The sequence below is a fragment of the Flavobacterium xizangense genome, from assembly GCF_054075145.1.
Window position 1 is genome coordinate 338,632 of the sequence record NZ_JBSIPG010000002.1, and the last position, 25,424, is coordinate 364,055.

A 25,424-nucleotide genomic window follows, 5' to 3' on the forward strand; every position below is an offset into this window, starting at 1 on the left:
GATTTGGAAAATTATTTTTTTCCTGAAGATTTTTGAGCCAAATACTCATCAACTAATTTCTGAGTATGATTTAAAGATTGAGTATTTGTCCAATCTTCATGACCCGGAATAATATACTTTGGACTTTTAAATTTCGTTTGTACTTTTTTAATAGATGTTTTCCATTCTTTCACATCGGAGTCGCCTAAATAACCAAGATCCTGAGCATCGGCACTTTTGATAAAACAAGCTCCATAAAGCACTTTTTCTTTATCAAACCAAGCCACAATATTGTCTGGCGAATGTCCTTTTCCTGGATAATAAACCTCAAAAGCATGCTGCCCGACAGTAAAAGTTTTATCATTAGGAATTATGAATTCAGCTCTCGGTTTCTTTTCTTTTTTAAGAATATCATCCGTCAACTTAATAGAATACGTTTTAATTCCTTTTTTTCTATAAAAATCAAAACCTCCTGCGCGATCATCATGAGAATGCGTAGCAAAAAGCATTACAACTTCTTTGTTATGTTTTGTCTTTATACTATCCAACAAAGGCTGAAATTGCGTTTCGTCCCAAGGAGCATCAAAAAGAACAACACCTTTATCTGTAACCAGATACAGGGCATTGGCAGAAATCATCGTTCCTTTATAATCATGAAACGTTTTATAAACATAAAAGTCACCTGTAAGATGACTTATTTGTAATGGCGAATTCTTAGATTGTCCAAAACTGTTTGAAACTAAAACTAAGAATAAAATTATCGAAGTTAATTTTCGCATGTATTTTTTGAATTAATTATTTCACTCGTGTCCAGTATTGTGTTCTTCCCATTAAAGAGATTCCAACGTAACCACGAAGTTTTAATTTATCAGCAGATTCTAAAGTGATGTAGCATTTGTATTTTTTACCATTTGTCGGGTCTAAAATAGTTCCATCGTTATATTCACTTCCGTCTTTTTTAAGACCATTAATGATAACCATTCCTAAAATTGGTTTATTTTTTTCAGCGCCGTCACATTTAGAGCAAACATCTTTTTTGTGATTCTCACGAAGTATTTCTACTACTTTACCGTAAATTTTTCCCGATTTTTCGTAAACCTCTACGATTGATTTTGCTTCTCCAGTTTCATCGTCAATTGTTTTCCATTTTCCAATAACACTTTGAGCCTGAATACTCATTGCGAAGAAAAAAACACCAATTGCTAACATCCAATTTTTCATACTATTTATTTTTTTTTTTGTTTTAATTTTCTGATAGTAGCATTCAATTCGAACCCTAAAAGCAGAATCATACAGTTTATCCAAATGTAAAACATTAGAATTAATAATGTCCCAATTGAACCGTAAAGTTCGTTATATTTTGAAAATTTTATAACCCAAATCCCAAAAAAGAACGAAGATATAACAATTAACACCGTTGTAAAAACAGATCCAATGCTTATAAAAGGCACTTTATTGTACTGCTTAGTACCATAACGTAATAATATTGAAGATGTTATCAAAATCATCAAAACAACAAACAAATATCGGCCTAAAATAATCAGCGGAATCCTGTCACTAAGCACATCCTGAATGATTGTTTTTTGAATAAATACCTCAAAAACGACAATCGTTGCCACGGTTACAAATAATATTATAGTCATAACAAGTGAAATTGCCAGCGCCACCAGATATTGATGCAAAAATCCGCGTTTATCAAAAACGTGTTTAGAGGATTCAAAACCACTCAAGATTCCGTTAATACCATTTGCCATCAAAAAAATCGAAAGAAAAAAACCGGTTGACAATAATCCCGAGTGACTATTATTTAAGATATCGCTGATAATTTTGCTGATAGCATCATACGTATTGGGAGGAACTCCTTGCTGTACAAACTGAAGAAAATCTTCCTGAAAATTATCAATCGGAATAAAGGGAATTAAATTTAAAATAAATAAAGCAAACGGAAACAAAGCCATAAAAAAGCTAAAAGAAACCGCACTCGCATGATAAGAAAATGCGCCATCAATAATACCGATAACGTACATTTCGATCAAGTCATACAGCGAAAAACCTTCCAGCCAAGGCAATTTTATTTTCTTTAAAAGTCGGGCGAAAGAGCGTACCACAGGCAGTTTCTCAATCCGAGCTTCTATCTCTTGCGACATATTTATTTGATTTTAGATTTTAGATTTCTGAGTTTAAATTTTAGATCACAAAATTCAACTCATAACTTATAACTCAAAACTAATAACTTAACTAAAACGCTTTTAAGCTCAAATCCATATTATAAACCGAATGCGTCAAAGCTCCTGAAGATATATAATTTACACCACAAAGACCATATTCGCGAATTGTTTTTTCGTTGATATTTCCCGAAGATTCTGTCTGGCATTTTTTGCCAATTAAATCCACAGCCTTTTTAGTATCTTCATAATTAAAATTATCGATCAAAATTCTGTGAACGCCATCGCTTAACAAAATCTCACGAATTTCATCAAGGTTTCGGGCTTCAACAATAATCTTCAAATCTAAATTATTGGCTTTTAAATATTCTTTTGTTTTCTTTATTGCAAGCGTAATTCCTCCAGCAAAATCAATGTGATTGTCTTTCAGCATAATCATATCATACAAAGCATAACGGTGATTTTCGCCTCCGCCAATTTTTACTGCCCATTTTTCAGCTACTCTAAAATTGGGAGTTGTTTTACGTGTATCTAAAATTTTAGCGCCCGTTCCTTCTAAAAGTTGCATCAAATGATTGGTTTTTGTTGCAATTGCCGACATACGTTGCATGGTGTTCAAAACCACTCTTTCAGATTTTAAAATAGACTGCGAACTTCCTGAAACTTCAAAAACAACATCACCATATTCTACATGTGTTCCGTCTTCGATAAAAGTCTTTATCTTTAATTTTGGGTCAACAAATTCAAAAATCATTTTCGCCAAGGCAACACCCGCAATAATCCCTTGATCTTTTACTAATAATTTAGCCTGACCGTGAGCTGTATCTGGAATACAAGCCAATGAACTGTAATCGCCCGGGCCAACATCTTCTCTTATGGCATTGCTTATCAAAAGTTGTAATTCTGCCTGAAATTGCGCTTCGCTTATCATTTTTCTGTTTTTAATAATATGCTAAATTAGGATATATTTTATGGATTTGAAAGTTTACTTAACATGAAAAATTTTTCAAAACATTAAAATTTTCTTTTTTAACCATTAAAATATTCAGAAAAAAAAAGTTACAATTCTTAACAAAACTTACTCCCTTAATAAGCGTTGGATTAAATATCTTTGAGGTTCATTTAAACAAAATCATGGGATTAATTAAAGATATTTATTCGGTTTCTTTTTACGAAAAATTTAGTCAGGCTGTCGCCGAAGTGCATCCAACATTCAACAAGCAAAAATTTATTGAAGCCATTTACGAAGGCGATTTTGCACAAAAAGAATGGAAAGAAAGAATGAAACATACAACAGTTGTGTTTCACCAATTTATGCCTCAAAATTTTCCCGAAGCCGTTGCCACAATTGATAAAATCATCGAAAATCTGAAGAAAAACAACTTTGGAGTCAGCAATTTGGCTTTCATCTTTTTTGCTGATTATATCGAAATATATGGTTTAGACGATTTTAAAACTTCGGCGAAAGCCTTTGTATCGATAACACAGTTTATAAGCTGTGAATTTGCCGTTCGCCCTTTTATTTTAAAATATAAAGAACAAATGATTGATGAAATGGTAAAATGGTCTTTACACGAAAATCATCATGTTAGAAGATTAGCCAGCGAAGGTTCGCGCCCGAGATTACCGTGGGCAATGGCGATTCCTTTTCTCAAAAAAGATCCCTCTTCTATCCTTCCCATTTTGGAGAATTTAAAAAATGATCCTTCAGAATATGTCCGCCGAAGCGTTGCAAATAACTTAAATGATATTGCAAAAGATAATCCGCAAATTGTATTAGAAATTGCTAATAAATGGAAAGGTCAAAGCAAAGAAACTGAAGGAATTATAAAACACGGATGCAGAACTTTATTAAAACAAGGTCATCCTGAAATTTTAAGTCATTATGGTTTAGAAAGCACCAATATTGAACTTTCTTCTTTTGAAATTAAAACACCTATTGTGAAAATTGGAGATTATTTACAGTTTCATTTTCATTTAAATAATAAAAACGAAGAAGCTAAAACGATTCGATTAGAATATGCAGTTCATTACAAAAAAGCAAAAGGACATTTAGCAAAAAAAGTCTTTAAAATCAGTGAGAAAATTTATCATCCGAATCAATTGACTAAGATTGAAAGAAATCAGTCTTTTAAATTGATTACAACGAGAGTTTTTCATACTGGAATTCATCAATTGTCGATTATTATTAATGGGACAGAGAGTGAAGTTTTGGAGTTTGAGTTGATTGATTAAACAGAATATCTTTAGTGTTGTCAGACTGAGCGAAGTCGAAGTCTCGCAAAGTGATTCAGCATGCGGGACTTCGACTTCGCTCAGTCTGACAAAAATACACTTCACTTTACAATAACAAAAATGAAATAAATTATTCGGAGGTTTTCCTTACTTTTATAATTCAAAAATCCAAAAACAACTTTTCTTAATCTAAATTAAGTTACAGATTTCTATCACAACTGTAATTTTGTTTTCAAATCAAATTAAAATACCAGATGTCAAATATCAGTTTAATTATCGAAGAACGCTCAGCCAATATTGGCAATTTTATGGTAGGTCGTTTATTGCCTTTCCGTGAAAAAAGAGCTGTCGGGCCATTTGTATTTATCGATCATATGGGACCTGCACATTTAAGTGATCATGAAAATATGGATGTTCCGCCGCATCCGCATATCGGACTTTCAACATTGACTTTTTTGTTTGAAGGAAGCATTATGCACCGCGATAGTTTAGGAACCGAATTAGAAATAAAGCCCGGCGCCGTAAACTGGATGACAGCCGGAAAAGGAATCGTACATTCTGAAAGAACTCCAGAATACTTAAGAGATTCAGACAAAATGCTTCACGGCTTGCAGATTTGGGTAGCGCTTCCAAAAGAATTGGAGCAAATGGATCCGAATTTTACGCATGTTGAAGCAGATGATATTCCGGCTTGGGAAGAAGATGGCGTTTCGTACAAATTAATCGCCGGAGAAGCTTTTGGAAAAAAATCACCAGTTCCGGTTTATAGTCCGCTTTATTTTATCGAAATTAAAAGTAAAGAAGCAAAGAAAATCAATATTGGAAGCCATTTATTCGGCGAAAGCGGTTTGTATATTTTAGAGGGAAGTATCAAAAACGGCGAACATGTTTATGATCCGAGACAAATTTTAATTACAACTGAAGCTTCTCTTTGTGAATTTGAAATTTCTGAAAACTCTACCGTTTACATCTTTGGCGGACAACCATTTCCTGAAGAACATTTTATATTTTGGAACTTCGTTTCTTCGGATAAAGAATTAATCGAAAAAGCCAAAAAAGACTGGACAGAACAGACTTTCCCAAAAGTTCCGGGAGAAACCGAATTTGTTCCATTACCTGAACCAAGAATCAAATAATTATGGATACAATTTCAGCAAAAATAGATACGCGTTTATATAGGACGGAAATTACTTCGGCAAGCGGAAATATTTTAATTTCAGATGAACCGCAACAACTTGGAGGGAAAAATTTAGGTTTAAATCCGACAGAGCTTTTGGCTTCATCATTGGCTTCTTGCACATTGATTACTTTACGAATGTACATTAATCGCAAGCAATGGAGCGTCGAAGAAATCAATATAAAAATTGACTTTGAAAGAGATTCAGAGCGAAATTGTACCTCATTTACCAGAAGAATTGAAGTAATCGGCGAAGTTGACGAAACGCAAAGACAAAGATTGGAAACAATTGCAAACAACTGCCCAATTCACAAAACACTGACACATTCAATCGAAATCAAAACCACATTAATTTAAAAACATGGAAATTCAACAAATAAACGATACAAGAAGAGGCTATTTTGAAGCTGTAGAAGATGGAAAACAAGCCGGAAAAATGACCTATACTTGGGCTGGAGATTCAAAATTCATCATAGACCACACTGAAGTAAGCCCAGAATTCAACGGAAAAGGTGTTGGCAAAAAACTGGTTATGGCTTCGGTAGAATATGCAAGGGCTAATAATTTAAAAATTATTCCACTTTGTCCTTTTGCTAAAAGCGTTTTTGATAAGGTTCCTGAAATACATGATGTACTTTTTTCTTAAAGGGGCTAAGCTTTTTTAACCGCAAAGCACGCAAAGGATTACGCAAAGTTCGCAAAGTTTTTTTTTAGATAAAGCTTTGTGAACTTTGCGTTTATATTAAGTTTTAGTATATAAGAAACCTTGCGTTCTTTGCGGTTAAAATCAACGTAACAAATTTCAATTTTCAAATTTCTCCGAAAACTCGTATATTTGCGCGTAATTTAAACTTAGAGTATGACAAGGATAATTACGCTTTTCTGTATTTTTATAGCACAAATCGGCTTTTCTCAATCGGCTGAAAGTTATTTAGAAAAAATCAGAAATAATGAAGCTCTCTTAACAGCTTTTTTTCAACAAATGCCAAAAGGAGGCGATTTACACCACCATTTTTCAGGATCAATTTACGCAGAACCACTTTTAGAAAGAGCCATTTCTGAAAACTTTTATCTTAATTTAGAAACTTTGGCAGTTTCAAAAACAAAACCTGAAAAAGGAAACTGGATAAATTTCGATAGTATAAAAAAACTCGAAAAACTGGATTATTATGAACAGCAAATCATGCAAACTTGGTCGGCTAAAGATTATAATGGTTCTGTTCCTTCTGATGATTTGTTTTTTGATTCGTTTATGAAATTTGAGCCGACAATTCCTGGTCATTTTGCTGAAGGAATGCTCGAATTGAAAAAGCGTGCCGTTGCCGAAAATGTAATTTATATCGAAACACAATTATCAACCATTCCGTGTGATATGAATGTTTCAGATTTATCGGATTTTAATTTAAAATTGCGTCAGGCATCAGCGCAAAAAGATGAAAAAGCTGTTCTAAAACTTTTAGACGATTTATACAAATCGCTTCAGAAAAAAGATGCCAAAAAATACGCCGAAGATTTCAATACTAATTTCTTAGCAAAACTTCACAAAGACTTTAAAATTGATGACGAAAAATTCACGATGCGTTATCAAAACTTTGTATTGCGCTTTATGGAACCAGTAGATTTATTCAAAAATCTGGTTATTGCTTTTATGTCATCAAGCGAAAGCAAATTAACTGCCGGCGTAAACATCGTTTCTCCAGAACATGGACAAACTTCTATGAGAGATTATTGGCTTCACATGGTTATGTTTAAATACTGCCACGATAAATTTCCGAATGTAAAATACACGCTTCATGCAGGCGAATTGACTTTAGGTTTGGTTCAGCCCGAAGAATTAACCTGGCATATTAACGATGCTATTTATGTTGCAGGAGCTAACAGAATTGGCCATGGAGTTGACATCGCTTACGAAGCAAATTCATATGATTTATTGAAATATATGTCGAAAAATAATATTCCGATTGAGATTAATTTAGCAAGTAATGAATTCATTTTGAAAGTAAAAGAAAACAGACATCCGTTTACACTTTACAAAGAATTCAATGTGCCAATTGTAATCAGCACTGATGATGCAGGAATTTTAAGAAGCAATATGACCGAGCAATATGTTTTATTAGCAAAAAGATATCAAGACGTTTCGTATGGGACAATAAAAAAATATGTTTACAACAGTATCAATTATAGTTTTATTCAGGATGAATCAGTTAAAAAACAATTAATTAAAGATCTTGATAATAGATTTAAAGTTTTTGAATCGAAGTTTTCTAAAAACTAATAAAAACATAAAATCTGCCAAATCTGCTAAATCTGCGAGAGTATATTTTTTTTCCCGCTGATTTAGCAGATCTGGCAGATAAAAAATTAATTAAATATGATTCTAGAAGCCGTATATCTTTTTATAAAACCAGAATTAGCATCAACATTTGAAGCTGATTTCACAAAAGCAAGTCAATACATTTCATCGATCGAAGGTTATTTAGGACATCGTTTAGAAAAATGTCTGGAAGTCGAAAATAAATATCTTTTGTTGGTCGATTGGAATACGTTGGAAGATCATACAATCGGTTTTAGAAATTCTGAAGCGTATTTAGAATGGAAAAAGATTTTGCATCATTATTATCAACCGTTTCCTGTTGTAGAACATTTTGAAACCGTTTTTGAAAATAAAAAATAGTTTTGCCACAGATTAAAAAGATTTTCACAGATTATTTTTAAAAATCCTTTTTTATCCTTTTAATCTGTGGCAAAAAGAAAAAAAGCATCACATGAACATCAAACTTATCGCAATAGGCAAAACAGATAATAAATCGCTTCAGACTTTGATTGACGATTATACCAAACGTTTGTCATTTTACATCAAATTTGATTTGGAGATTATTCCTGATATCAAAAATGTAAAAAACTTGTCTGAAAGCCAGCAAAAGGAAAAAGAAGGCGAATTGATTCTCTCAAAGCTTTCTGCAACCGATCAATTAATTTTGTTGGATGAAAACGGGAAAACTTTCTCAAGTGTTGGTTTCTCTGAAGAATTACAAAAGAAAATGAATTCTGGTGTAAAGACGTTGGTTTTCGTAATTGGCGGTCCTTATGGTTTTTCTGAAACCGTTTATAAAAAAGCGCAAGGAAAAGTTTCGCTTTCGCTGATGACGTTTTCGCACCAAATGGTTCGTTTGTTTTTTATCGAACAATTATACCGTGGATTTACAATTTTAAGAAATGAACCTTATCATCATCAGTAACTGTTAATCGTTAATTTGTTTAATTGTTTAATCGCAGTTTCTAAAAAATAAATTCTTCGTCTTCATTTATAAAGACAAACGGAATCTTTTTATCAATTATAGTTTTCACTAACACCTTACATTGAATATATTCTTCATAACTCAGATTTTTATCATATGAAAATGTGATCTGAGCTTTTGGATTGATAACTAAACTATCTAAAAATGGTTTTAAATTACTTTTTGGAAAATCATAGGTTTTTCTTCCATTGTATTTCACCATTCCGTTCTTTTTAAAATACAGCTGGCTTCTGTTATTTGCAATTTCCATTTTATAATACACTTTCGTGAAAGGTAAAAAAGCTAAATTCTTTCCGATTGAATCAGCGTAAGAATAATAATTTTGTGCATTTTCGTTTTTGTGTGCGCTGTCGCCACGTTTTTTTTCCTGTAATTTTATTACTTCTGGAATTACTAATTTCAATGGCAAACGTTTGTCGATATTGAAAATCCAATTGGTCGAAATGATGCTGTTTTTTCGATTTACATCTGCAATTGTGTCTTTTCCTTCCGTTTTGAAAAAGATGTAAATTGGCGAATGATCCTGAACGTCTTTTACAATTGTAACGTTTGATTTTGGAAGTAAAACGTCTTTTTTTTCTCCGCAGGAAAACAGAAGAAAAGCAATAATTAAGGTAAAGTATTTCATTTTTATAATTTTTCTAAACCCGGTTTGTCATTCCGAGAAACTAGGGAATTAAATGTACAATTTATTATATAAAGCAACACATTCTACAGCTTCCTTCACATCATGAACACGCAAAATTTTAGCACCTTTTGTCAAAGCAATTGTATTCAAAAACGTTGTTCCGTTTAAAGCTTCCTGAGCTGTAATATCAAGTACTTTATAAATCATCGATTTTCTAGAAATCCCTGCTAAAACAGGCAATTCTAATAAATTAAAAAGTTCCATTTTCTGCATCACTTCATAATTTTGATCCGTTGTTTTGGCGAAACCGAAACCTGGATCTAAAATCAAATCGTTGATTCCTAAACTTCTCGCCTTTTTTACCTTTTCAGAAAAATAAAAAAGTATTTCTTTTACAATATCATCATACTGTGTCAAACTCTGCATTGTCTGTGGATTCCCGCGCATGTGCATCATAATGTAAGGAACATTATATTTTGCAATCACATCAAACATTTTGTCATCTAACTCCCCTGCAGCGATATCGTTTATAATTGCTGCGCCACTTTCTATACTTGCTTTTGCAACTTCTGCTCTAAAAGTATCAATTGATAATAATGTTTTCGGAAAATGCTTTAAAATCAATTCTATGGCTGGAACAATTCTGTCAATTTCTTCTTGTTCCGAAACAAATTCGGCACTTGGTTTGCTTGAATAAGCTCCAATGTCGATAAAAGTCGCACCTTCGGAAAGCATTTTGTCGACTTGTGAAATAATTTCGTCTTCGTTTTTATATTTTCCTCCATCAAAGAAAGAATTTGGCGTAACATTTAAAATCCCCATCACTTTAGGGATTGATAAATCTATAAGTTCGCCTTTGCAGTTAATCAGCATTTTGTTTCAAGTTTTATTTGTTTCAGGTTTCAAGTTATAACCGTTAACACTTTGTTTAGAAAAAACTTGGAACAAAGAAAACCTGAAACTTGAAACTCTTAAAAAATTATCCTTATTTTTGGAAAAATTTAAGCAAATATACAGCATATAAATGAAGAATACTTCCCAAGAATTTGATAATGTTATCGCGGTTTGCCGAACCTTATTCATCAATAAAATGAAAGATTACGGCAGTGCATGGAGAATTTTAAGACTTCCTTCTCTAACCGATCAAATTTTCATAAAAGCGCAACGAATCAGAAGTTTACAGGAAAACGATATCCGTAAAGTTGATGAAGATGAAAAAGGAGAATTCATCGGAATAATCAATTATTCGATTATGGCTTTAATTCAGTTAGAATTGGGCGTTGTTGATCAACCAGATTTGGATGTTGAAAAAGCAACTGAATTATATGACGCTAAAGTAAAACTGACAAAAGACTTAATGGAAGCGAAAAATCACGATTACGGTGAGGCCTGGCGTGATATGCGTGTGAGTTCTTTAACCGATTTGATTCTGCAAAAACTCCTTCGCGTTAAGCAAATTGAAGATAATAAAGGAAAAACTTTAGTTTCTGAAGGCATTGATGCTAATTATCAGGATATGATTAATTACTCTGTTTTTGCATTAATTCTAAATCCGATAAAATAAATCAAATTCAAAAAAAAAAAAGAAATTCCAGATTCCAATGCTAAACTTGGAGTTTAGAATTTTAATACTTAAACATTTGTTATGAAAAACATCCTTACCCAATTCTCCCGCTTATTTGTCGGTGTATTATTTATCATTTCCGGATTAATCAAACTAAACGATCCTGTTGGTTTCTCTTATAAATTAGCAGAATATTTCAGCGAGCCGGTTTTCAATATGCCATTTTTAGAGCCATTGGCTTTAGGTATGGCAATCTTTTTAGTTATTCTGGAAGTAGTTTTAGGCGTAATGTTGTTAGTTGGCTATAAATCAAAATTGACCATTTGGGCATTATTGCTTTTAATTGTTTTCTTCACGTTCCTTACCTTCTATTCTGCTTATTTTGATGTAGTAAAAGATTGCGGATGTTTTGGAGATGCTTTACACTTAACGCCTTGGCAATCCTTCACAAAAGATGTTGTTTTGCTTTTCTTTATTCTGATTTTATTCATCAATAAAAAATTAGTAAAACCATTATTTTCAAAAATGGTGACCAACATTCTTACTTTGTTAAGCATTGTTTTATGTGTTTTCATGGCAGTTTGGGTTTTAAACCATAATCCGATTAAAGATTTCCGTCCGTATAAAGTAGGAACAAACATTGAGAAAGGAATGGAAATTCCGGAAGGCGCACCAAAGTCGGTTGTTGAAATGATTTTCATTTACAAAGTAAACGGCGTTGACAAAGAATTTACAGAAAAAGATTTAATGAATATTCCCGAAGGTGCAACTTTCGTGGATAGAAAAGACAAAGTAATCACTGAAGGTTTTGTACCGCCAATTCACGATTTCACGATGACAAAAGACGATTCTGATTATAAAGAAGAATTATTGAAAGAACCAAAATTAGTACTTTTTGTTACTTACGATTTAGCTTTATCAAATCCTGAAGGAATGAAAAAATTAGCAAAAGTTGCTGCAGATGCAAAAGCTAAAGGTTATAAGGTTATTGGAATGACGGCTTCTGGAACTGAAGAAATTGCAAAAGCTAAAAAACAATATGGTTTAAATGTTGATTTTTATTTCTGTGATGCAACAGCTTTAAAAACAGTTGAAAGAGCAAATCCTAGTATTGTAGTTTTACACAAAGGAACTATCGTTCAAAAAGTGCATTATAATGATGTTGACGATTTAAAGTTATCTGATGTAGCTTACGGTATTTAAAAGCATAAATAATTCTATTAAACGCCAATATTCTTTTTTAGGAATATTGGCGTTTTTATTTCGTAAGAAAAATACTAAATCCACCAATTGTTTGTTTATATTTGGTTTACAAACTATTCCAAAACCGATTTAAATTATGACCCGATTCTTAAGAATTGCTATTCTACTATTTATTACTTTTTGTAGTATTCAGATTTCTGCTCAAACCAACAAAGATCAACGTTACATTTTCTTCTTACACAATGCATATGTAGAGCAAAATCCATTAAATGTTCCACATCCTGAATATGGAAAAGCTGAATACAACGAAATTCTGGCTTCTTTCAGAAAAGATAATTTTATTGTTTACAGCGAAATCAGAAGTAAAAATACTAATGCAGCAAAATATGCCAATAAAATTGTAAAGCAAATAAAAACATTATTAAAAAAAGGAATTTCTCCAGATAAAATAACTGTAATTGGAACTTCAAAGGGCGGTTATATTGCGCAATATGTTTCAACTTATTTAGCCAATTCAAATGTGAATTTTGTTTTTATTGGATGTTTTAGAGATAGTGATATTGAGCAAGCTCCGGAGATCAATTTTTGCGGAAATATTTTGACGATTTATGAAAAATCAGACATTTACGGTGTTTCAGCAATTAAAAGAAAAGAAACTTCAAAACTGAAAATAAATCATTTCAAAGAAATCGAATTGAATACAAATCTAAAACACGGATTTTTATATAAAGCTGCCGATAACTGGATTGCTCCAAGTAAAAAATGGGCAAATGGAAATTATGATTTGAATTAAAAATAATGCTTCCATAAATTAAATTATTGAAAGCTTTTTTATTGAAAAGCTGACGTTTTTTTTAGTTAAAAACCCATTCTTAAAATCAAAATTTTACTTGTTTTTTCATCCGTTATAAAATCTAATTAAAAATTTACCGGATTTTAGCCATAACTATTACGATTTCATTCTGTTTTTTGTAACCCAAATTTCACATTTTGTTACAAAATAAACGATTCTTCAAATTTTGTTAATGTACAATTGGCATTCAATTTGTTTGTTTAACTTTGTGAATTCAGTACTAAATAAAAATAATTTTAATATAATATGAAACAATTAGCCCTAGTCGTTATAGCTTTTATTACATTTTCATGCTCTCAGGCTCAGAAAAAAGAATTTTCAAAAGAAGCCTTGTCTGAAAAATTATTGGCTTCAAATGGAAAACAAGTTGCCTTCGACAAGATTTTAAAAAAATACAAAGGAAAAACTTTAGTTATTGAAGTTTGGGCTTCATGGTGTGGAGATTGCGTAAAAGCAATGCCGAAAGTAAAAGAATTGCAAGCCAATAATCCAGATGTGTCTTATTTATTCATTTCTGCTGACAAAACAGCTGATAAATGGAAAGCCGGAATCGAAAAACACGAATTAAAAGGTGATCATTACATGATGAATGACGGTATGAAAGGATTATTCGGAAAAGCGATCGACTTAGATTGGATTCCCCGTTACATCATCGTTGATAAAAAAGGAAATATAGTGCTTTACCGTGCTATTGAAACTGATTTTGATAAAATCAACGAAGCTTTGAAAGGTTTAAAACAAGCTTAATAATTACTTAAAAAACAAAAAATTAAAAGAATAATAAAAACTACCAAAATGAGAAAATCGATTGTTGCAGGAAACTGGAAAATGCATAAAAATGCTGCACAGACTGAAGAATTATTAAACGAATTAATTGCTAAAATTCCAGCAAAAACTAATGCACAAGTATTTGTAGCGCCAACTTTTGTAAACTTACAAGCTGCTGCTACAAAATTAAAAAATACAACTATCGGAGTATCTGCTCAAAATGTTCACCAAGCTGAAGGTGGTGCTTTTACAGGAGAAATTTCGGCAGATATGTTGACAAGCATTGGCGTTAATACAGTAATTTTAGGTCACTCAGAGCGCAGAGCTATTTTCCACGAAACTGATGCATTAATCGCAAACAAAGTTGACACTGCTTTAAAACATGACATGACAGTAATTTTCTGTTTTGGTGAAGAATTAAAAGATCGCCAATCTGGAAATCATTTCAATATTGTTGAAAACCAGTTACGTGATGGTGTTTTCCATATTGCAAAAGAATCTTGGTCGAAAATTGTTTTGGCTTACGAGCCAGTTTGGGCTATTGGAACTGGAGAAACTGCTTCACCAGAGCAAGCTCAGGAAATGCACGAATTTATCAGAGAAACTATCCGTAAAGCTTTTGGAGCTCAAATCGCTGATGAAGTTTCTATTTTATACGGTGGTTCAGTTAAACCAGACAACGCTAAAGAAATTTTCTCTAAACCAGACGTTGACGGAGGTTTAATTGGTGGTGCTGCATTAAAAGCAGACGATTTCTTAGCTATTGTAACTGCTATCTAAGATTTATTTTTTGCCACAGATTAAAATACAAAGCGATACATTATGTGTCGCTTTTTTTTTTATGTTTTAAATTATTCTTAAATTAAGAATGTTCTTTTAGTTTTTTAGACAACTTCTGCTTTCTATTCTTACCTTTGCAAAAATTTTTTTTATGTCAAATATATATTTAGGATATCATTTTACGATTGAGCCAAAAGAACTAGGATCAGAAATTTTAGTGGCAGAATTAGGCGAAAAAGCGTTTGAAAGTTTTACAGAAACAGAAAACGGAATTTCGGCTTTTGTGAAGAAAGATTTATGGGACGAAAATATTCTGGATGATATTTATATTTTACAGTCTGAAGAATTTAAAATTGAATATACCATTGAAGAAATCGATCAAGTAAACTGGAACGAAGAATGGGAAAAGAATTTTGAACCAATTGATGTAGACGGAAAATGTCATGTTCGTGCTCCTTTTCACCCAAAAACAGATGCCGAATTTGATATTTTAATTGAACCCAAAATGAGTTTTGGAACTGGTCATCACGAGACAACTCACATGATGATTCAACATTTATTAGAAATGGATGTTAAAGGCTTAAAAACACTCGATATGGGATGCGGAACTGCTATTTTGGCCATTTTAGCCGAAATGAAAGGAGCTGAACCAATTGACGCAATTGACATTGACAATTGGTGTTATTTAAACTCTATCGAAAATGCCGAACGCAATAATTGCAAACACATCAGCGTTTATGAGGGCGATGCAGCTTTGCTAGCAGGTAACAAATACGATTTGATTATTGCCAATATCAACAGAAATATTTTACTGAATGACATGCAAGCGTATGTCGATTCTTTGAACCCAAAAGGAATTATATTATTCAGCGGTTTTTACGAAGAAGACATTCCGTTTATTGATGCATCCTGCGTTGAAAAAGGGTTAACGTATGTTAAAAAATTTCAAAGAAATAATTGGGTTTCATTAAAATACGTAAATTAGTCACAAGTTACGAAGTACAAAAACCAAATGAGATGAGTACTAAAGAAAAAGTAAAAGAAAGAGTTCGCGAGAAGGAAGCAACAGTTTTTAATAACGAAATTATTGTTTATAATGACGATGTAAACACTTTTGATCATGTAATTGATACTTTAATGCGTGTTTGCAACCATACCGCAGAACAAGCAGAACAATGTTCCTTAATCGTACATTACAACGGAAAATGCACTGTAAAAACGGGTCCGCTTGACAAGTTAAAACCGCAATGCACACAACTTTTAGAAGCTGGATTGAGCGCCGAGATTGTTTAATCGCAAATAATTTAAAAAGCATTCTATTTTATTCTATATTTGGATAAAATAGAATGCTTTTTTTATGGAAGAATACGGAAAAATATTAATCATTGCGATGCCTATTTTTTTGGCCTTAATTATTATTGAAAAAATTTACGGCATTTATAAAAAAAATGACACTGCACCTTTAATCGACAGTGTATCGAGCATCAGTTCCGGAATTACTAATTCGGTAAAAGATGTTTTGGGACTTAGCATTACTTTTCTTTCGTATGAATGGCTGGTTTCTAAAATTGCTTTACAACATTTAGAACCAAGTGTTCTCTCCTACTTCATCGCTTTTTTCGTGATTGATTTTTATGGTTATTGGAGCCATCGCTTAGCACATCAAATCAATTTTCTTTGGAACAAACATGCTATTCATCACAGCAGTGAAGAGTTTAATCTTGCCTGTGCATTACGCCAACCAATTGCAAGCTTGGTAAATCTGTTTACATTTTTGCTGATTCCTGCAGCACTTTTGGGAGTTCCGGCTTCTGTGATTGCCATTACGCTTCCTTTGCATTTATTTATGCAGTTTTGGTATCACACCAAGCACATTAACAAAATGGGATTTTTGGAACATATTATTGTGACGCCATCACATCATCGCGTCCATCACGCAATAAACCCGGAATATTTAGATAAAAACCATTCGCAGATTTTTATTTTTTGGGATAAACTGTTTGGTACTTTCCAAGCTGAATTGGACGAAGTTCCACCAGTTTTTGGAATTACCAGACCAGCAAATACCTGGAATCCAATTAAAATCAACTTTCAGCATTTAACGCTTCTTATCAAAGATGCTTGGCGTGCCGAAAACTGGAAAGACAAATTAACAATTTGGTTTAAACCAACTGGCTGGAGACCAGAAAATTTTGAAGAAAAATATCCGGTAAATAAAATCGAAAATGTATTCGACTTTGAAAAATATGGAACTCAAAACTCTCAAAAACTCATTTATTGGTCGGTTGCACAAGTCTTCATTACGCTTTTATTTGTGAGTTATCTTTTTGATAATATTGCTAAAATTGGTTTGCCAAACATTTTTATATACGGATTTTTTATATTTATAACAATCTATAGCTACAGCGAGTTAATGGACAAAAGCAAATATGCCATCGTGTGGGAAGGATTCCGATTTAGTATTGCTGCAGCAATTATAGTTTACAATAGTGACTGGTTTGGCTTAAATGCTATTTTTTCATTAGGTAATTTTGTCATTTTAACCTATTTAGGTTTATCATTTTTAACCACAATATATTTTGTAAACGTTGATTTTAAAAATAACCAAAACCAAACCATAAACTCACTCAACCCCTTATGAGAAACGCTACCTATTTTAAAATTTACCTCGCATTTTGCCTCATATACCTCATTGTTTTACTTTTGGGGTATGAAAACTTAGATTTGTTTTTAAAACCAATTTTAATTCCGCTATTAAGTTTTGGAATTTATTTTTACAGAACATTCCCAACAAAAGACATTCTGCTCCTTGCGCTGCTTTTTTCATGGATAGGTGATGTAATTTTGCTTTTTACCGACTTAGGTGAGATTTATTTTATTTTAGGATTGGTTGCTTTTCTTATTTCACATATTACTTATTGCGTTTTGTTCAACAAACAGAATAGAAGACAAGTCAAGAGAAACTTATTGTTTTTTGGAATTGGAAGTGTTGTAATTGCCCTTTATTTAATTGGAATGCTTTCGTTTTTATTACCCAATTTAGGCGATTTGCAAATTCCGGTAATAGTATATGCAAGTGTTATTTCAATTATGCTTTTATTTGCTTTTAATGGCTATTTAATTTGGGAAAAACGAGGAAGTTTATATGTTTTTTCGGGAGCAGCAATATTTGTCATTTCTGATAGTATTTTGGCCATAAACAAATTCTACACGCCAATTGAAAAAAGTTCGTTTTTCATTATGCTTACTTATCTTGTGGCACAATATCTGATTGTAATTGGAATATTAAAACTGAATCCAAAAAAGGCGGACTAACATCCCTTAGGATTTCTATGTTTTAAATCTTAAGAATCATTTCTCTGATAGCTGTTAGCAGTGACGGAAAAACCTTTTAAATTTGCAAGACCAAAAAAGCATAACCATGAAAAAAATATTCATCTTTTTAATTTTATTAATCAGTGCATCTTCTTGTATTAGTACTAAATCAACATTAAAGAATGTAGATGATAATGCTCCCGATTTAATTTTAAAGAAAGACAATACGTTTGCCATTACACTTTTTGCCAAAGACAAAAAATATGGCTACGATCCTGATTATCCCGTAAATATTTTCTACCGAAATACTAAAGACGAAACCTTAAACGAAACTCGTTTTCTAAATGCGCTTGCTGGTCCAAGTGGCGAAAAAATCACTTATAAACGATTAGAAACATGTTGCCCGTTTCCAACAAAAAGAAGCGATATGGGTGCAGGATTTTTGAATGTTTATGAATTGACTTGGGAAGGACAGAAAAAGCCTGTAATATTGTATTTAAACATTTATGAAAAAGGAATTTTAATGGTTCCGATGGGATTGAGTTTGAAGCAGAACTAGAAATTCACATAAATTATTATAATGAAATACTTCTTAGTTTTTTTCTTATTACTTATGTATTATTCTGGGCATTCGCAAAAAAAAAATGTTTCCAAAAACGAATTATTACAAGCATTTAAACAAACAATTGTTCAAACAAGAAAAACAATAGACACTGATTCAAATCCTTGGTTTACAGACAATACTAATGGTAATTATTATAAAAATGATACGATTAGTTTTAAAAATGCCAAAAGCTTCAAAAGGAATTATTGTAAAATAATAAACTGGACTTTTTATAAAAAAGATGCGTTTGTTATTGGTGATGCTGATTACTGTAATGAACCCCTAACCAGAAAAGTCACAAAACCAGAAAATTGGATTAATTTAAGATGTTATAATTCTGGAGATGATTTAATTATAGAATTGTACACTGCAAATAAACTACTAGAAAAGTTTAAAGTTATTTCTCTACAAAAAAATCAATCAGAATATAATAAAAATGAGGAAGATTATTTTTTAAAACTTGTTAGACTTTATGTTTTATAAATAGAATCAATTAATTTAAAAATTTAACTTAATTTCTCATAATTCCACTAAATCTAGCCCTGATAGAAGTGGAAATCATTTTTCTCTAAAACTTATTTTTTCCTGACTGGCAGAGCGACCGGAGGAAGCTCCTGAACAGACTTTGGAAAAAAAAGTTGTAGAGAAAAATATTGAAACGAATAGCAGCCCCTGATAGCTATCAGGGTTCATAAAATAATCTTAAATCTTAATCCTAAACTCATAAATCATAACTACCTTTGCAGTGCAAAAAAATAATTTTATGAACTTACAACATATTCCACAAATTAAGCATACTGACAGCGGGAATTTCTTTTTATTGGCGGGGCCTTGTGCTATCGAAGGAGAAGAAATGGCGCTGAGAATTGCTGAAAAATTAGTTGGTATTACCGACAATCTTCAGATTCCTTATGTGTTTAAAGGATCTTTTAAAAAAGCAAACCGTTCTAGAATTGACAGTTTTTCTGGAATTGGAGATGAAAAAGCTTTAAAAATCTTAAGAAAAGTTTCTGAAACTTTTCATGTTCCAACTGTAACTGATATTCACACAAACGAAGATGCTGATATGGCAGCGCAATACGTTGATGTATTGCAAATACCAGCTTTCTTGGTTCGTCAGACTGATCTTGTTGTTGCTGCGGCAAATACAGGAAAAACGGTTAACTTGAAAAAAGGGCAATTTATGAGTCCGGAGAGCATGAAACATGCTGTTCAAAAAGTTTTGGACTGTAATAATGAAAACGTTATGGTTACTGATCGTGGTACTATGTTTGGCTACCAGGACATGATTGTTGATTTTAGAGGTATTCCTACTATGCAGCAATATGCTTCGACAGTTTTGGATGTAACGCATTCTTTACAACAACCAAATCAAACTGCAGGTGTTACAGGCGGAAGACCTGATATGATTGAAACGGTTGCTAAAGCGGGTATTGCAGTTGGTGTTGATGGTATTTTTATCGAAACACATTTTGATCCGGCTAATGCAAAAAGTGATGGTGCCAATATGCTTCATTTAGACTATTTTGAAGGTTTGATGACAAAATTAGTTGCCATTAGAAAAACGGTTAACGCATTTTAATTTATAATACTTAAGTTCTTTGAAAACAAAAATTTTATTTTTCCTTCTGGCTTGCGTTTCACTAAACGCTTTTGCTCAGGAAGAAATTCCGGTACAAAAATACGCTGCACACAATAAAGGAAAATTCTTTGTGATGTGGGGTGGTAACAGAGAAAGTTACTCTAAATCTGATGTAAATTTCAGAGGTAAAGATTACAACTTTACAGTTGAGAACATGCAAGCTCATGATAAACCAAAAGGATGGCATGTAGATTATATCAATCCTGCAAATATGACAATTCCTCAAACGAATTTGAGATTAGGTTATTTTTTCAGCGATCATTATAGTGTTACAATTGGTGTGGACCACATGAAATATGTAATGTCACAAAATCAAATTGCTAACGTGAACGGAAACATCAATTTACCTGCCGATGATCCTGCATCAATTTACAATGGAAATTACAATAACACACCTGTAGATATGTCTCAGGGAGGAGCTATAGAAGGCGGTTATAACAAAGGTGAAATAAATCCAAACGGTCCTGCTTTTTTAATGTATGAACATACAGATGGTTTAAACTACATTAATACTGAGGTGGCGAGATTTGATGATGTTTCAAAATGGTTTGGATTACCAAATATTGATAAAGTTCAGATTAACTTAACCGAAGGTATTGGTGCTGGAGTTTTATATCCTAAAACCAATACTACAATTTTAGGTAAAGAACGTCACGATGATTTTCACGTTTCTGGTTATGGTGTTTCTGCAAAAGCTGGTTTAAACATTACCTTTTTTAAACACTTCTATGTTCAGGGAGAGTTAAAAGGTGGTTATATTGATATGCCAGATATTAAAACCACAATAAGCAATGAAGATAAAGCTTCTCAGCACTTTACTTATTTTCAGCGAATTATTGCTGTTGGAGGAATTTTCAGAATCTAAAAAGATTACTTTACAAAATAATAAAAGCAGAATTTCATTCATTTGAAATTCTGCTTTTTTGTATCTGTTAATTACGAATAAAAACTGAAGAATAAATTATACTTTTAAATTTTAAAAATTTGAATATGAAAAAACAAAAATATCTCTTTCTTATAATTACCTTTTTATTGAGTTTTGGATGTGCCTTATTTGTCGCGATGAAAGTTTTTCCGAACAATCCATTTTCGGGAAAAAAGCCTCAAAATACAGTTTCAGATAAAATTCAGGATGGCGATATTATTTTTCAAACTTCAGAATCTCCACAATGCGAAGCAGTACGAATTGCCACAAATTCTAAATTTTCCCATTGTGGCATTATCTATAAAATAAACGGAAATCTATTTGTTTTTGAAGCCGTTCAGCCTGTAAAATTAACTCGTTTGGAAGATTGGATCCAACACGGGAAGGACAATAAATATCTCATAAAAAGACTAAAAAATGCAGACAAAGTTTTAACGCCTTCAACTTTGGAGAAAATGAAAGATTACAGTCAGCAATTTAACGGAAAAGAATATGACGCTTATTTTGAGTGGACTGATACCAGAATTTATTGTTCTGAATTAATTTGGAAAATATATAAAAACGTCGCTGGCATCGAATTATCAAAACTTAAACAATTAAAAGATTTTAATTTAGCTGACGAACGAGTTCAGAAAATACTAAAAGAAAGATACGGTAATGAAATTCCACTGGAAGAAAAAGTAGTTGCACCTTCTGATCTTGCCGATTCTGATTTATTGAAAACGGTTATTGACACTTATTAAACTTATACAGATATTAAAACAAAAAGCTATGAGCAAAACTCATAGCTTTTTTGTTTTTTAGAATTATCAAAAATTAATTTGAAGCAGGAAGAACAATTCCGTTTTGATCTACTAAATAGATTAATGAAGTCATAGTTGCCGCACCAAGTTCTAATTCTCTTTTGTTGATTGCATCAAATTTATCGTTTGCTGCATGATGGTAATCAAAATAACGCTGTGAATCTGGCTGTAAACCTGCTTTAACAATTGTTTTAGATGTTAAATGCTCAATATCTGATCCTGCATGTCCTTTTACAAAACTGTGAATTAAATAAGGCTCAAAAAGGTTTTTGTATTCCTGTAATTTTTTGAAGTTAGCATCATCAGCTTCGATTGAAAATCCTCTTGGTGTAAATCCGCCTGAATCACTTTCTAAAGCAAAAATATGATTCTCGTTTTTTTGTTTTGCAACTTCTTCATATTTAGCGCCACCTTTTCCACCGTTTTCTTCATTCATAAACAATACAACACGAATCGTATTTTTAGGTTTATAGTTTAAGTTTTTTAGGATACGAACTACTTCCATACTTTGTACTACTCCTGCTCCATCGTCGTGAGAACCATCAGCTAAATCCCAAGAATCTAAATGCCCACCAACAACAATAATGTTTTCTGGAGTTACTGTACCTTTTAATTCTCCAATTACGTTATAAGATAATGCATCTGGCAATGTCTCACAAGATTGCTTGAAATATAATTTTATAGCTGGGTTTGATTTTAATAATTTACTCAACAATTCAGCTCCATTTGTACTAATTGCTGCTGCCGGAATATATTGCTCTTTTGGTAAATCGCCATAGCTTTGAGCACCTGCATGTGGGAAATCATCTAAACGTAAGTTTAAAGAACGTACAATCGCTCCAACTGCACCAAGTTTAGCAGCTTCTTTTGCACCACTTCTTCTTTGATCTCCTGCTTCAGAATAAGAGTTAAAAGTTCCGATATTTTCTGGATTCATTGGTCTGTTAAAAAACACAATTTTACCTTTTACTTTATCACCAAGTCCTTTTAATTCATCAAGACTTTGTACTTCGATTACCTCTGCTGTAATTCCGGTTTTTGGAGTTGCAACTGAACCTCCCAATGCACAAATTGGCACAGCAGTTTTTACTTTTCCGTCTAAGATAAAAGCAGTTTCTTTTTCGCCACGAACCCAGTGAGGGACCATAACTTCTTGTAAATAAACTTTATCAAGACCAAGACTTTCTAATTGTCTTTTTGTGTATTCTACACCTTCTGCAGCACCTTTTGATCCAGATAAACGGCTTCCGATATCATTTGATAAATATTCTAACCAAGAATAACATTTGGCTTCGGTTAAAGCTTTTTTGTAAAATAATTTAATGTTTTTTTCATCATTTGATTGTGCAAACGATGCGGTCAATCCATTTAAAACTAAAGCAGTTAAAAGAATGGTTTTTTTCATGTTTTTTATAGCATTTTTGGGTTGTTTTACAAAGGAACAAAAATCTTTAGAACTGTCAGACTTTTTTTTGCAGACTTTTGTCAAAAAAAAAGCTCTGATTGCAATTATCTTTCGATTTGCAAATCAGAGCTATTATATTGTATTACATAAAATTTATTTTACTTCAATAAGTTTATTTCTTGTACCAATTCCGTTTTCATTAAAAGGCTCAATAGTGAAATAATATTTTGTGTCTTTGTCAAGACCTCTAAAATCATACGAGTTCTCTCCGTAAACCATAATACTGTTATACAGTTTATCAGGAGCTATGCCATAAAAAATATTATAGCCAATTGCGTCTGACTGCTTTTTCCATAATATCATAGCGTTACGAGAATCCGCTTTATTTCTGTCAATCTTAAATCCGGAAACTGCTTTGGGTTTTTCTGACAAACCATTTCCAAAAACTCTAAAATCAGAGATTGCAAATAAACCAGATGCATTATGAATATTCTCCATTTTGATATAACGCGCTTTTATCGATTTTGACAGCTCTACATAATCATGCGGTACATCTTTATCATTTTTGGATTTATCTACAACCAAAGTCCAGTTTACAGCATCATCAGACATAAAAATTTTATATTGATAATAAATATCCATTGCTTTATTGTACTGCGTTGCTTTATGATCAGCGTAATTAATTTGCAAGGCATTAATTTCCATTGGTCTTCCTAAATCCATTTGAAGCCATTCTCCTGGATTACTTGTTTTTGCTGACCAATAGGTTTGGATATTCTCGTCCGTTAAATTGTCTGGTCCGTAACAGAACTTCTCATATACTTTTTTACCCCCATTATCCATTCTGTGCGTTTCTACTTCCATACATTCTTCAGAAGAAGAAACTGTAACTGGCTTTTTGTATGAAAGAAGCATCCAACCAGATGAAGCACCTTTTGTTTGATCGCGCTGGCTTGTTGGAAGCACAATCGGGAAATCTCCATAAGCTGTGATAGAATACATTACGTCATCTTTATCAAATCCGGCAGGAAACATATCAATACGACGCTCAAAACGGTCTTTGATAGAAATTTTGCATGTTCCCGTATTCCAGTAATTTCCGTAATTATCTGCGAATGTATTTCCATGTCCCGCTCCAATTACAAATCCACCTGGTTTATATGACATCGGATTGTGTTTTTGATACGTAAAAGGCCCTAACGGATTATCCCCTACATGAACACCATTTGCATAACCTTTAAATTCAGTCGCCGGCGCGCCGTATTGCATATAATATTTCCCATTATGTTTGGTCATCCAGGCACCTTCAATGAAATTCCCCCAAGGCGCAGGTTCCATATCATTATTTGGTCCAAAACGTTCCCAACCATGAGCAGAAGGATCTAGAATTGCAACTTCTTTAATTTGCCCATACGGTCGCTGAATATCTTCTACTTCAGTTGCTTTGTATAACTGTGCATAATCAGCCTGATTTCCTCTTGGAAGCCAAGTATTATAATCAACTTCTGTTCCTACAAGAGGTAGTTTTCCGCTTGAACCGTAGTACATATATACTTTTTTGTCATCGTCTTGAAAAATAGCCGGATCCCAAGTTGGCAACATTGCTTTATCAACATGACGCGTCCATCTTCCTGATTTTGGATCGGCTGTTTTCCAAATTGGATGATCTCTTTTCCAAGTTGAACCTACGTAAAACAATGTATCGTTCACAACCCAAGCTGCAGGAGCACATTGATCATCATCTCCTGGCTGTCTTTGAAAACTTCCGTAAACAAAATTCCAATCAGACATGTCTTTACTCCAAAAGAATCCCGCTTGATTGGTTGCAAATAAATAATATTCGCCTTTGTATGTAATAATCACCGGATCTGCGCTTGAACGTCGAGAATAAGGAATTCCGTTATGATTGTACGTTGTATAATTATATCCAATATTAATTGGATTACAATATGTTGTTGCCGGTTTAGATGGATCAAACCATTCAGTTTTACCAGTATTCTGCGCTAATACAGTGTTATTGAAAACAATCAAAAACAATGCAAACGGCAGTATCAGTTGTTTATATATTTTTTTCATGAT

At 32.6% G+C, this 25,424-nt stretch carries 29 protein-coding genes; 21 read left to right on the top strand and 8 right to left on the bottom strand.

The features are described from left to right. Positions 1–11: 11 nt before the first annotated feature. From bla-B1-FLAV to nadC, 4 genes are all read right to left on the bottom strand, one after another. A complete protein-coding gene (gene bla-B1-FLAV / locus ACWA1B_RS07025; RefSeq protein ID WP_456905408.1) occupies positions 12–758 on the bottom strand; it encodes a subclass B1 metallo-beta-lactamase in 747 nt (248 codons plus the stop codon). 16 nt (positions 759–774) lie between these two features. After that, positions 775–1,200: a DUF2147 domain-containing protein gene (locus tag ACWA1B_RS07030; protein WP_456905410.1), complete on the bottom strand. Its 426-nt coding sequence runs from the start codon at positions 1,198–1,200 to the stop codon at positions 775–777. A 5-nt stretch (positions 1,201–1,205) separates the two neighbouring features. After that, positions 1,206–2,126, bottom strand: a complete 921-nt coding sequence (locus tag ACWA1B_RS07035; protein WP_456905412.1) for a YihY/virulence factor BrkB family protein — start codon at positions 2,124–2,126, stop codon at positions 1,206–1,208. Between the two features lie 91 nt (positions 2,127–2,217). Beyond that, positions 2,218–3,075 (bottom strand): carboxylating nicotinate-nucleotide diphosphorylase, encoded by an 858-nt coding sequence (nadC, locus tag ACWA1B_RS07040; protein WP_456905414.1) that lies wholly within the window; start codon positions 3,073–3,075, stop codon positions 2,218–2,220. A gap of 203 nt (positions 3,076–3,278) precedes the next feature. On the opposite strand from nadC, the gene ACWA1B_RS07045 reads away from it, so the two are divergent. The 7 genes from ACWA1B_RS07045 (at position 3,279) to rlmH (ending at position 8,795) form a co-directional block, all read left to right on the top strand. Next, positions 3,279–4,379, top strand: a complete 1,101-nt coding sequence (locus ACWA1B_RS07045) for a DNA alkylation repair protein (RefSeq protein ID WP_456905416.1) — start codon at positions 3,279–3,281, stop codon at positions 4,377–4,379. Positions 4,380–4,633: 254 nt separating this feature from the next. Then, positions 4,634–5,515, top strand: a complete 882-nt coding sequence (locus ACWA1B_RS07050) for a pirin family protein (protein ID WP_456905418.1) — start codon at positions 4,634–4,636, stop codon at positions 5,513–5,515. A 2-nt stretch (positions 5,516–5,517) separates the two neighbouring features. Next, complete coding sequence (locus ACWA1B_RS07055; protein WP_456905420.1) at positions 5,518–5,913, top strand: OsmC family protein; 396 nt, start codon at positions 5,518–5,520, stop codon at positions 5,911–5,913. Positions 5,914–5,917: 4 nt separating this feature from the next. Continuing rightward, the gene (locus ACWA1B_RS07060) at positions 5,918–6,202 is read left to right on the top strand and encodes a GNAT family N-acetyltransferase (RefSeq protein WP_456905422.1); all 285 of its coding nucleotides are present in this window, start codon (positions 5,918–5,920) and stop codon (positions 6,200–6,202) included. 213 nt (positions 6,203–6,415) lie between these two features. Continuing rightward, a complete protein-coding gene (locus tag ACWA1B_RS07065) occupies positions 6,416–7,831 on the top strand; it encodes an adenosine deaminase (protein ID WP_456905424.1) in 1,416 nt (471 codons plus the stop codon). A gap of 96 nt (positions 7,832–7,927) precedes the next feature. Further along, positions 7,928–8,230: an antibiotic biosynthesis monooxygenase family protein gene (locus ACWA1B_RS07070; RefSeq protein ID WP_456905425.1), complete on the top strand. Its 303-nt coding sequence runs from the start codon at positions 7,928–7,930 to the stop codon at positions 8,228–8,230. A gap of 91 nt (positions 8,231–8,321) precedes the next feature. Next, complete coding sequence (rlmH, locus tag ACWA1B_RS07075; RefSeq protein WP_035648259.1) at positions 8,322–8,795, top strand: 23S rRNA (pseudouridine(1915)-N(3))-methyltransferase RlmH; 474 nt, start codon at positions 8,322–8,324, stop codon at positions 8,793–8,795. A 40-nt stretch (positions 8,796–8,835) separates the two neighbouring features. On the opposite strand, the gene ACWA1B_RS07080 is transcribed toward rlmH, so the two are convergent. Together ACWA1B_RS07080 and folP are read right to left on the bottom strand one after the other, a co-directional pair. Beyond that, complete coding sequence (locus tag ACWA1B_RS07080; RefSeq protein WP_456905427.1) at positions 8,836–9,483, bottom strand: hypothetical protein; 648 nt, start codon at positions 9,481–9,483, stop codon at positions 8,836–8,838. A gap of 48 nt (positions 9,484–9,531) precedes the next feature. After that, positions 9,532–10,356 carry a dihydropteroate synthase gene (folP, locus tag ACWA1B_RS07085; protein ID WP_456905429.1) on the bottom strand — a complete coding sequence of 275 codons (825 nt, stop codon included), beginning with the start codon at positions 10,354–10,356 and terminating at the stop codon, positions 9,532–9,534. Positions 10,357–10,507: 151 nt separating this feature from the next. Between folP and ACWA1B_RS07090 the strand changes: the two genes are divergently transcribed. From ACWA1B_RS07090 to ACWA1B_RS07155, 14 genes are all read left to right on the top strand, one after another. Next, positions 10,508–11,047: a DUF1599 domain-containing protein gene (locus tag ACWA1B_RS07090; RefSeq protein WP_035648267.1), complete on the top strand. Its 540-nt coding sequence runs from the start codon at positions 10,508–10,510 to the stop codon at positions 11,045–11,047. Between the two features lie 81 nt (positions 11,048–11,128). Further along, on the top strand, positions 11,129–12,250 hold the full coding sequence (locus ACWA1B_RS07095) for a BT_3928 family protein (protein ID WP_456905432.1): 1,122 nt from the start codon (positions 11,129–11,131) through the stop codon (positions 12,248–12,250). A gap of 136 nt (positions 12,251–12,386) precedes the next feature. Further along, positions 12,387–13,043: a dienelactone hydrolase family protein gene (locus ACWA1B_RS07100; RefSeq protein WP_456905434.1), complete on the top strand. Its 657-nt coding sequence runs from the start codon at positions 12,387–12,389 to the stop codon at positions 13,041–13,043. 306 nt (positions 13,044–13,349) lie between these two features. Beyond that, complete coding sequence (locus ACWA1B_RS07105) at positions 13,350–13,850, top strand: TlpA family protein disulfide reductase (RefSeq protein WP_456905436.1); 501 nt, start codon at positions 13,350–13,352, stop codon at positions 13,848–13,850. 48 nt (positions 13,851–13,898) lie between these two features. Next, positions 13,899–14,651, top strand: a complete 753-nt coding sequence (gene tpiA / locus ACWA1B_RS07110) for a triose-phosphate isomerase (RefSeq protein WP_456905438.1) — start codon at positions 13,899–13,901, stop codon at positions 14,649–14,651. A 151-nt stretch (positions 14,652–14,802) separates the two neighbouring features. Beyond that, complete coding sequence (gene prmA, locus ACWA1B_RS07115; protein ID WP_456905440.1) at positions 14,803–15,636, top strand: 50S ribosomal protein L11 methyltransferase; 834 nt, start codon at positions 14,803–14,805, stop codon at positions 15,634–15,636. A gap of 32 nt (positions 15,637–15,668) precedes the next feature. After that, positions 15,669–15,944 carry an ATP-dependent Clp protease adaptor ClpS gene (locus ACWA1B_RS07120; protein WP_456905442.1) on the top strand — a complete coding sequence of 92 codons (276 nt, stop codon included), beginning with the start codon at positions 15,669–15,671 and terminating at the stop codon, positions 15,942–15,944. 64 nt (positions 15,945–16,008) lie between these two features. Next, positions 16,009–17,292, top strand: a complete 1,284-nt coding sequence (locus tag ACWA1B_RS07125) for a sterol desaturase family protein (RefSeq protein ID WP_456905444.1) — start codon at positions 16,009–16,011, stop codon at positions 17,290–17,292. After that, positions 17,289–17,966: a lysoplasmalogenase gene (locus ACWA1B_RS07130; RefSeq protein ID WP_456905446.1), complete on the top strand. Its 678-nt coding sequence runs from the start codon at positions 17,289–17,291 to the stop codon at positions 17,964–17,966. The genes ACWA1B_RS07125 and ACWA1B_RS07130 overlap by 4 nt, the downstream gene beginning before the upstream one ends. Before the next feature lie 106 nt (positions 17,967–18,072). Then, the gene (locus tag ACWA1B_RS07135) at positions 18,073–18,525 is read left to right on the top strand and encodes a 2-dehydro-3-deoxyphosphooctonate aldolase (RefSeq protein WP_456905448.1); all 453 of its coding nucleotides are present in this window, start codon (positions 18,073–18,075) and stop codon (positions 18,523–18,525) included. Positions 18,526–18,546: 21 nt separating this feature from the next. Further along, entirely contained in the window at positions 18,547–19,053 is a 507-nt protein-coding gene (locus tag ACWA1B_RS07140) for a hypothetical protein (RefSeq protein WP_456905450.1), read from the top strand. Between the two features lie 280 nt (positions 19,054–19,333). After that, the gene (gene kdsA, locus ACWA1B_RS07145) at positions 19,334–20,152 is read left to right on the top strand and encodes a 3-deoxy-8-phosphooctulonate synthase (protein WP_456905452.1); all 819 of its coding nucleotides are present in this window, start codon (positions 19,334–19,336) and stop codon (positions 20,150–20,152) included. 19 nt (positions 20,153–20,171) lie between these two features. Further along, on the top strand, positions 20,172–21,077 hold the full coding sequence (locus ACWA1B_RS07150; RefSeq protein ID WP_456905454.1) for a hypothetical protein: 906 nt from the start codon (positions 20,172–20,174) through the stop codon (positions 21,075–21,077). A 125-nt stretch (positions 21,078–21,202) separates the two neighbouring features. Continuing rightward, complete coding sequence (locus tag ACWA1B_RS07155) at positions 21,203–21,880, top strand: YiiX family permuted papain-like enzyme (RefSeq protein ID WP_456905456.1); 678 nt, start codon at positions 21,203–21,205, stop codon at positions 21,878–21,880. A 73-nt stretch (positions 21,881–21,953) separates the two neighbouring features. Here ACWA1B_RS07155 and ACWA1B_RS07160 read toward each other — a convergent pair whose 3' ends face one another. Together ACWA1B_RS07160 and ACWA1B_RS07165 are read right to left on the bottom strand one after the other, a co-directional pair. Then, positions 21,954–23,345, bottom strand: coding sequence for a M20/M25/M40 family metallo-hydrolase (locus ACWA1B_RS07160; RefSeq protein WP_456905458.1), 1,392 nt, complete (start codon positions 23,343–23,345; stop codon positions 21,954–21,956). A gap of 153 nt (positions 23,346–23,498) precedes the next feature. Then, positions 23,499–25,421: a discoidin domain-containing protein gene (locus tag ACWA1B_RS07165; protein WP_456905460.1), complete on the bottom strand. Its 1,923-nt coding sequence runs from the start codon at positions 25,419–25,421 to the stop codon at positions 23,499–23,501. Between the last annotated feature and the right edge of the window lie 3 nt (positions 25,422–25,424).